The sequence below is a fragment of the Mesorhizobium silamurunense genome, assembly GCF_014843905.1.
Lineage (GTDB): Bacteria > Pseudomonadota > Alphaproteobacteria > Rhizobiales > Rhizobiaceae > Mesorhizobium > Mesorhizobium silamurunense.
Window position 1 is genome coordinate 1 of sequence record NZ_LPVS01000221.1, and the last position, 1,762, is coordinate 1,762.

3 protein-coding genes are annotated in these 1,762 nt (G+C 59.8%); all 3 read right to left on the bottom strand.

The window, feature by feature from the left end; all coding sequences use genetic code 11:
* On the bottom strand, nt 1–882 hold an 882-nt coding region (locus tag AU465_RS33175), incomplete at its 3' end, for an IS66 family transposase (RefSeq protein WP_192257246.1).
* A gap of 62 nt (nt 883–944) precedes the next feature.
* Nucleotides 945–1,292 (bottom strand): IS66 family insertion sequence element accessory protein TnpB, encoded by a 348-nt coding sequence (tnpB, locus tag AU465_RS33180; RefSeq protein WP_023778341.1) that lies wholly within the window; start codon nt 1,290–1,292, stop codon nt 945–947.
* Nucleotides 1,289–1,663: an IS66-like element accessory protein TnpA gene (gene tnpA, locus AU465_RS33185; RefSeq protein ID WP_192257248.1), complete on the bottom strand. Its 375-nt coding sequence runs from the start codon at nt 1,661–1,663 to the stop codon at nt 1,289–1,291. The genes tnpB and tnpA overlap by 4 nt, the downstream gene beginning before the upstream one ends.
* Nucleotides 1,664–1,762: the final 99 nt, after the last annotated feature.

The window sequence follows — 1,762 nt, forward strand, 5'->3', positions numbered from 1 at the left end:
CGCCCATGGGCGTTGATCGCGGACATACGTCCAGATCCTGCCTTTCTTTACGCCTTTCCCCAGCCCTTTGTCCTGCATGGAGCGATCCAGCACCCGGATCGGGGTATCGTCGGCATGGAGAAGGTCGCTGGCCATGATCACGGTTCCGATCCGCTCGATCAGGGGCTGAAGCACCTGCATGGCGCGACCGCACCAATCGACCAGCGTGCTGTCGGGGATGTCGGCACCCATGCGGGCGAAGATTTCGTGAAGGCGATACAGTGGCAGGTGATCGTCGAACTTCGAGACCAGGATGTAAGCCAGAAGGCCGGCGCCCGCCATGCTGGCTGGTATCGGACGGCTGGGCGCAGGCAACTGCACCATCTTTTCGCAGCAGCGGCAGGATTTCTTCAACCGGGCGACCTCGATGACCTTCATCTGCGCGGCGATCATGTCGAGGATTTCGCTTACGTCTTCGCCCACAAGACGTAGTTCGCCGCCACAGGCGGGGCAGCAGGCGCCGGGATCGAGTTCCCTGCGCTCGCGAACTGCCTTGTGCGATACGCGCGGACGACGGCGCGTGATCCTTTCAGGCGCGTTCGTCATAGGCGCGACAGACGCTGCCTCGTCGGCCTCATTGATTGGCCCGGCATTGCTCTCCGCCGCGGCGATCAAAAGATCCTCCAGCGCCAGTTCCAGCTGCTGGATTTCCCGCTCGATCTTTTCCGAAGACTTGCCGAAGACCTGTTTCTTCAGCCGGGCAATGCGCAGCCGCAAGGCCTGGATCAACTGGTCATGCGCCTGCAACGTCGCCGACATCTTCGCATTTTCCGCCTGCAAGGCGGCGATCATCGCCTTCAGAAAGGCGGGATCGTCTGGAAGATTTTCGGCGACATTCGACATGCACCTGACTACCATAAGTCAGGGCGAGTAACCATAAAAACCATTAGATTCAGAGAGATAAATCACCCGACACGCGCCGGCGGCGCACCCCAATTGGGGCGTCGCCAGTCAATTCCTTCCCATAACATCGCCATTTGCGCTGACGTCAGCCGGGCCGTCCCGTCGGCCGCCGACGGCCACGGAAAGCGACCTTTCTGCAAGACCTTGTAATAAAGACAGAACCCCTGGCCATCAAAATAAAGTAGCTTCAAACGGTCGCCACGCCTTCCCCGAAAGGCGAAGACCGCGCCTCCCGTCGGCTTCTGGCGCAACACATCCTGCGTCAGTGCAGCCAAACCCTCGATCCCTTTGCGCATGTCCGTGAACCCGCAGGCAAGGTACACCCGAACCCCAGTTCCCGGTCCGATCATGCTGCCTCAACCGCATGGATAAGCCGAGTCAGAGTGGCTGTATCGATCTCTCTGTCAAAGCGCAGGTTCCGCCCACAGCATAGTTGCAATTCGACCAGCGCTGAGAATCTGTCGGTGCCTTTGCCCATACGGGGTTCGCTCTGCGCCACGGGCATGTCCACGGGAAGGAACATGGGACCCGCCGACGGCAACAGAAGCCCCTTCCTCCTCAGTTCTCGCCGCCAGGTGTAAATCTGTTGCCGCGTCACATCATGCCGGTCGGCAACCTCAGTTACAGTCGCCCCCTCAATTCCAACCGACATGACGATGTCGAGCTTCTTCTTATCACCCCAGCGACGACGCCGTTCCGCACCAAGAATCTCGACACGCATCGCAAACCTCGCACAAGACACGTCGCAAACGACGTCGTTAAACACGTGTCATAGGCCATCACGACGATGTCAGGCAGGCGGTGACAATCGGGCGGTTAC